The organism is Mesorhizobium sp. M7A.F.Ca.US.014.04.1.1 (assembly GCF_003998745.1).
In the GTDB taxonomy this organism is placed as follows: domain Bacteria; phylum Pseudomonadota; class Alphaproteobacteria; order Rhizobiales; family Rhizobiaceae; genus Mesorhizobium; species Mesorhizobium ciceri.
Genome location: NZ_RZRW01000349.1, coordinates 1 through 6,189, shown reverse-complemented (window position 1 = coordinate 6,189; position 6,189 = coordinate 1). Strand labels below are relative to the sequence as shown.

Below are 6,189 nucleotides of genomic sequence, written 5' to 3'. Positions count from 1 at the left end.
GTGCACGACCGAGCGCGGCACCGGCAGGATCGCCTCATGGCCGCTCAACGGCTCGCGGATGATGCCCGAGAAGAAGCCCGACGCCGCCTTGTTCGGCTTGCCCGGCCGCACGCAGATGGTCGGCAGCCGGATGCCGATACCGTCGAAGAACCCGCGCCTGGAATAGTCGGCCAGCAGCGCTTCGCTCATCTGCTTCTGGGTACCATAAGAGGTCAGCGGCGTCGGATGGAAGTCATCGGGAATGACGTCCGGGAACGGCGCGCCGAACACCGCGATCGACGAGGTGAAGACGACGCGCGGCGCAAAGCCCGCCACCCGGATGGCATCGAACAGGGCGCGCGTGCCATCGAGATTGACGCGGTAGCCGAGTTCGAAATTCGCCTCCGCCTCGCCGGATACGATGCCGGCGAGATGAAAGACGACGTCGGGGCGCGATGCGACCAGGCGCTCGGTGGCACCCGCTTCGGCGAGATCGCCGGTGTGCAGCGTGACGCTGACGCCATCCAGGCTCGGCGCCTGTGGCGGCACGATATCGTGGAGATCGAGCGCGGTGATCTTGCCCCCGCGCAGCGTCCCGTCCTTGGCCAGCCGGGCGATGAGCTTGCGGCCGACCATACCCGCGGCGCCAGTGATCAGAATGCGCATGTCGAAGATCCCTTGCCTATTTACCCTGGTTTTTGCGCTGGTTGCGGGCGCGCAGCCAGAACACCGAGAAGAACGCCAGCACGAAGACGATGCCAAAGGCGCCGGCCAGCACAGTGGAAAGGCTGCCGAGTGCCAGCATCACGGTCGGCAGATAGTAGGCGCCTATACCGAACAGCAGCATGATCCACGCGGCAGCGATGACCGCGTTCCTGGTGTCGCGGTCCATCATGCCGCGTCCGGAGGATGGGCGTTCGTCAAGCTGGTTTTCAAGGTTTTGCAACTCCTGAGGCAGGACGATCGACATCGATCGATCCGGTCCTAGTGATGGTGGTCGTGATATGCAGCCGCTTCATGCTCGTGCCCGTGGTCGTGCTCGTCGCCATCGTCGGCGCATTGCCCGAATTCCGGTTCCACGGTGGCATGGCTGATGCCGTGCTCGCTGGCAAGCCGCTTCTTGACGGCACTCACCGCCTGATGCGCATCGACGCCCTCGTCTAGACAGGCATGCAGCGTCGCCATATTGCTGGTCCCGTCGAGCGACCAGACATGCATGTGGTGCACTTCGCGTACACCGTGGATCGTCGTCTGGATATCCCTGGCGATCAGATCTCGGTCGAGGCTTGGCGGCACGCCCTCGAGCAGGACATGGGCGGCCTCCCGCATCAGCGACCACGCCGTGTAGAGGATCAGCAGTGAAACCAGGACCGACAGGATCGGGTCGATCGGCGTCCAGCCGGTCGCCAGGATGACCAGCGCCGCCGCGATGGCCGCCGCCGAGCCGAGCAGGTCGCCAAGCACATGCAGGATGGCGCCGCGCATGTTCAGGCTCTCGCGGTCGCCGCCATGCAGCACGAAGAACGAGCCGAGGTTCACCAGCAGGCCGAGGATCGCCACCACCAGCATCGGCCCGCCAAGCACCGGCGCCGGCGCCTGCAGGCGTCCCCAGGCTTCATAGACGATCCACAGCGCGATGACGAAGATGGCGATGCCGTTGGTATAGGCCACCAGCGTCTTGACCCGGCCGAAGCCATAGGTGAGGCGAACGGTCGCCGGCCGGCCGCCAAGATGAAACGCATACCAGGCAAGGCCGAGCGCGATCGAATCGGCGAGCATGTGGCCGGCATCGGCCAGCAGCGCCAGCGAGCCCGTGAGGATGCCGCCAAGCGCCTCGGCGACCATGAAGCCGCCGGTCAGGCAGGCTGCGATCAGAACGCGTTTCTTGTCGGTCGAGCCATGCACATGACCAGGGCCGTGACCGTGCCCGGTGTGATCGTGGGTATGTGCCAATAGTGAACTCCTAAGCGCCGAATTCCGCGCGAAAATCCTCGAGCCGTCGCTTCTGCCGGCCGTCGCCATCGAAATTGGCCGGATCGAGCCACGCCTCATAGGCACTGCGCAGCGCCGGCCATTCCTTGTCGATGATCGAATACCACGCAGTGTCGCGGTTTTCACCCTTGACGATGAGATGCTGGCGGAAAATGCCTTCGAACTTGAAGCCGAACCGCTCGGCCGCCCGCTTCGATGGCTCGTTGCGGTTGTTGCACTTCCATTCGTAGCGGCGATAGCCGAGCCCGTCGAAGATGTATTTCATGAACAGGAACTGCGCTTCGGTTGCTCCCGGCTTGCGCGAGATGAGCGGTCCCCAATAGATGTTGCCGATCTCGATGACGCCGTAGGCCGGATCGATGCGCATCAGCGTCTGGCGTCCGGCGACCTTGCCGCTGGCCTTGTCGATGACGGTGAAGAACAGCGGATCCTCGCTGGCCTCGACTTTGTCCAGCCATGGCTGGAAGGCGGCGCGGGTCTCCGGCGGATAATCGGGCAACCAGGCGAAGCGGTCGTCGATATCGGACACGGAGGACGCTTCATAGAGGCCGTCGCCGTGTTTTGCAGCGCTCAGCGGTTCAAGCCGGACGTATCGACCGTCGATGGTCTTGCGTTCAGGCCGCGGACGCGGTTGCCAATCCCTGAGATTTTCCGACACCGAATGCTCCAATCCGTTTGACTTTTGCGGGCTGAGGCTCACAAAAACGCGACCCAACAGCAAGAACCACACGGACGGGAAAAATGCTCCACACGATTTCGGCCTTCGACCGCCTTGGCGAGGAAAACGCCTTCGCCGTGCTTGCGAGGGCCACAGCACTTGCCCAACAAGGCCGCGACATCGTCAATCTCGGCATCGGCCAGCCCGACTTCAAGACGCCGCAGCACATCGTCGAGGCGGCGATCAAGGCGCTGCGCGACGGCCATCACGGCTACACGCCGGCCAATGGCCTGCTGGCGACGCGCGAGGCGGTGGTGCGCCGCACGCTGACCACCACCGGTGTCGAGATATCGCCCGAAACGGTGATGATCCTGCCCGGCGGCAAGCCGACCATGTTCGCCGCGATCCTGATGTTCGGCGAGCCCGGCGCCGAGATCCTCTACCCGGACCCCGGCTTTCCCATCTACCGCTCGATGATCGAGTTCACGGGTGCGGCACCCATTCCCGTGCCGATGCGCGAAGAAAACGGCTTTGCCTTCTCGGCCGAGGAGACGCTGGCGCTGATCACCTCGAAGACCAGGCTGCTGATCCTCAACTCGCCCGCCAATCCGACCGGCGGCGTCACGCCTCGCGCCGAGATCGAGAAACTGGTCAAGGGGCTGGAGGCGCATCCGCAGGTCGCCATCCTCTCCGACGAAATCTACGACGTCATGACCTATGATGGCGAGACGCATTGCTCGCTGCTCGGCTTTCCCGAAATCCGCGACCGGCTGATCGTGCTCAACGGCTGGTCGAAGACCTGGGCGATGACCGGCTGGCGCATGGGCTGGTCGATCTGGCCGAATGGCGACAAGGGCGCCCATCTCTACGACAAGGTGCGCAAGCTGGCGGTCAATTGCTGGTCCTGCGTCAACGCGCCGAGCCAGTTTGCCGGCATCGCCGCCATCGACGGCCCGCAGGACGACGTCGACGAGATGATGCGCGCCTTCGACCGCCGCCGGAAGATCGTCGTCGAGGGACTGAACGCCCTGCCCAACATATCCTGCATCACGCCCAAGGGCGCGTTCTACGCCTTCCCCAACGTCTCGAAGACCGGCTGGAAGGCCAAGAAGCTCGCCTCGGCACTGCTCGACGAGGCCGGCGTGGCGCTGATCGGCGGTCCCGATTTCGGCATTCTCGGCGAAGGCTATATCAGGCTCTCCTACGCCAATTCCGAGGAGAACATCTTGCGCGCGCTGGAGCGGATCGGAGCGTTCCTGGCGAAGTAGGCTTCAAAGCAGGCCGGTGGCCTCTTTCCGGGTGGTTGCGGCTGGCGACAATGATGGTGTCATGATCTGTCCGGACACGCACGGCCAAGGCTGGGCGGGCGTGTCGGGAACCGCTACGCTCCCTGGATCAGGATCGAAGCAGGTGACATAAAATGTTCTACGCAATCCTTGCCTATCACGTGGAAGATGCGATCAAGGCGCTGACGCCGCAGGAAGATGCAGCACTTATGGCCGACCTGCTGAAGATCAACACCCGGCTTCATGAGGAAGGCACGCTGGGGCCGTCCGCGCGTCTGGGCGCAACACAGGATGCCATCACCCTGCGCGGCCCGGGCGACGGTGTGATCATCGACGGTCCTTTCGCCGAAACCAAGGAACAGTTGCTCGGGCTCTATGTCGTCGACTGCGCCACGCGAGACGAGGCCATCGCGATCGCCCGCGACCTTCGCCGCGTCAATCCCACCGCCGTTTACGAGATCAGGCCCATTCTGCTGTTCAAGCCCGGCGTGCCGCTGGCCGGGAAATAAAACCATCCGGCTGGGTCCCCGCTGCTTCGCAGCGTCCCAGCGTTCGCCGGCCTTTCATCGTGCCACTGGCACGATGAATTCGCTTACGCGAACCGGGCTGCTCACCCACGCCCGACAAACGGCATCTTGGTCGCCATCACGGTCATGAACAGCACGTTGGCGTCGAGCGGCAGGCTGGCCATGTGGACGACGGCGTCGGCGACGCGCTGAACATCCATCACCGCTTCGGCTGCGATCGAGCCATTGGCCTGCGGCACACCGACCGTCATCGGCTGCGCCATGTCGGTCAGCGCATTGCCGATGTCGATCTGGCCGCAGGCGATGTCATAGGGCCGACCGTCGAGCGCCAGCGTCTTGGTCAGTCCGGTGATGGCATGCTTGGTCGCCGTGTAGGGCACCGAGCCCGGGCGCGGCGCATAGGCCGACACCGAACCGTTGTTGATGATGCGGCCACCCATCGGCTTCTGCTTGCGCATGGCGCCAAAGGCGGCACGGGCGCACAGGAACGAACCGGTGAGGTTGACGCCGACGATATCGTTCCACACTTCGACCGGTATCTCGTCGATCGGCGTCGATTTGTAGCCCATGCCGGCATTGTTGAAGAGCAGGTCGACACGGCCGAAGGCCGCCGCCACGGTCTCGAACAGATCGTCGACCTCGCCTGCCTTGCTGATATCGCAGGCAACCGCCAGGGCCTTGGCGTCGGTGGACCCGGCCTCAGCCACGGCTGCATCCAGCACGGATTTGCGGCGTCCGCAGAATACCGTGTTCCAGCCGGCCCTGAGCAGCGCCGTGGCGACGCTCTTGCCGATGCCCGTGCCGGCCCCGGTGACGATGGCGGTTCTTTGCTCGGTCATGGCTATTGTCCTCCGGCAGCGCTGCGCTTGCTCGACTGATTTTGGGGGGTTGGCTCGAAAAGGAAGGCATCGCAAATGACGGCGGCGATGGCAAGCGTGTCCATCCGGCCGGACCGACAAAAAGGGCGGCCATTGGCGACCGCCCCTGATCTGAACCGGGCTTGGGAGGAGGAAAAGCCGATCCGACTGTGTTGAATGATGCGCTTGCTGGGTTAATGAGCGGTTAACCCGGAAAGTGCCCCCTGTGCCGTTTTGGCCTACCAGCGCGGATTGGGTGACGTCCCGGCCTTGGCCGGCACCTTGGCCGCCGAAACCGTCGCCTCGACATGGTCGACCAGCGCGTCCGGCAGGCCGAGCCGGCCGGCAAGCAGGTCGAGATAACCGCGCTCGGCGCGTGTGTCGGGATCGATGGTCAGGCGCGACGCCGTGTAGAGTTCGAGCTTCTGCGCATCGGTCTTGGCGCCGGCCACCAGCGTGTCGAGGTCGAGCGGGCTTGCCAGCTCCGCCATCAGGAACTTTTCGGCGTCGGAGCCTATGCCGGCCAGGCTGAGCTTGCCGGCGATCTTCTGGCGCTCTTCATCGTCGATATGGCCATCGGCCTTCGCCGCCGAAATCATCGCCCGCACCAGGGTCAGCGTGAATTCGTCCTCGCCTTGCGGCGCCTGCGACGGGTGGAAGGGGGTATCCTTGGGCGGCGGCAGCAATTCCGGTTCACCGGCCGCCGGTGCTTCCGCGGGCGCGTTGCCGGCCTTGTAATTCTGGTAGGCCTTGTAGGCGAGGCCGCCGATCGCGGCCAGTCCGCCAAGCTTCACCGCGGCGCCCGTCACGTTGCGGCCAGTACCGGTTCCGAGCAGCACCGCGGCCAGCGCACCGGCGGCCAGCGGATTGTCCTTGGCCATCTGCACGGC

At 64.6% G+C, this 6,189-nt stretch carries 8 protein-coding genes; 2 read left to right on the top strand and 6 right to left on the bottom strand.

Features of this window, described 5'->3' with window-relative positions:
* The 4 genes from EOA22_RS21570 to EOA22_RS21555 all read right to left on the bottom strand — a co-directional run.
* Positions 1-645 (bottom strand): SDR family oxidoreductase (locus EOA22_RS21570; protein WP_164755715.1); only part of this gene is annotated, 645 nt, incomplete at its 3' end.
* Positions 646-661: 16 nt separating this feature from the next.
* Positions 662-874, bottom strand: a complete 213-nt coding sequence (locus tag EOA22_RS21565; RefSeq protein ID WP_013529748.1) for a hypothetical protein — start codon at positions 872-874, stop codon at positions 662-664.
* Positions 875-963: 89 nt separating this feature from the next.
* On the bottom strand, positions 964-1,932 hold the full coding sequence (locus EOA22_RS21560) for a cation diffusion facilitator family transporter (RefSeq protein ID WP_063168938.1): 969 nt from the start codon (positions 1,930-1,932) through the stop codon (positions 964-966).
* A 10-nt stretch (positions 1,933-1,942) separates the two neighbouring features.
* Positions 1,943-2,629 carry a GNAT family protein gene (locus tag EOA22_RS21555; RefSeq protein WP_063170329.1) on the bottom strand — a complete coding sequence of 229 codons (687 nt, stop codon included), beginning with the start codon at positions 2,627-2,629 and terminating at the stop codon, positions 1,943-1,945.
* Positions 2,630-2,712: 83 nt separating this feature from the next.
* Here EOA22_RS21555 and EOA22_RS21550 point away from each other — a divergent pair, with 83 nt between their 5' ends.
* Positions 2,713-3,897, top strand: coding sequence for a pyridoxal phosphate-dependent aminotransferase (locus EOA22_RS21550; protein WP_024502719.1), 1,185 nt, complete (start codon positions 2,713-2,715; stop codon positions 3,895-3,897).
* A 152-nt stretch (positions 3,898-4,049) separates the two neighbouring features.
* Positions 4,050-4,424, top strand: a complete 375-nt coding sequence (locus EOA22_RS21545) for a YciI family protein (RefSeq protein WP_013529744.1) — start codon at positions 4,050-4,052, stop codon at positions 4,422-4,424.
* 101 nt (positions 4,425-4,525) lie between these two features.
* Here the strand turns inward: EOA22_RS21545 and EOA22_RS21540 are convergent, their stop codons facing one another.
* Both EOA22_RS21540 and EOA22_RS21535 read right to left on the bottom strand, forming a co-directional pair.
* A complete protein-coding gene (locus EOA22_RS21540) occupies positions 4,526-5,281 on the bottom strand; it encodes an SDR family oxidoreductase (protein WP_063168939.1) in 756 nt (251 codons plus the stop codon).
* 257 nt (positions 5,282-5,538) lie between these two features.
* Positions 5,539-6,189 (bottom strand): tellurite resistance TerB family protein (locus tag EOA22_RS21535; protein WP_164755713.1); only part of this gene is annotated, 651 nt, incomplete at its 5' end.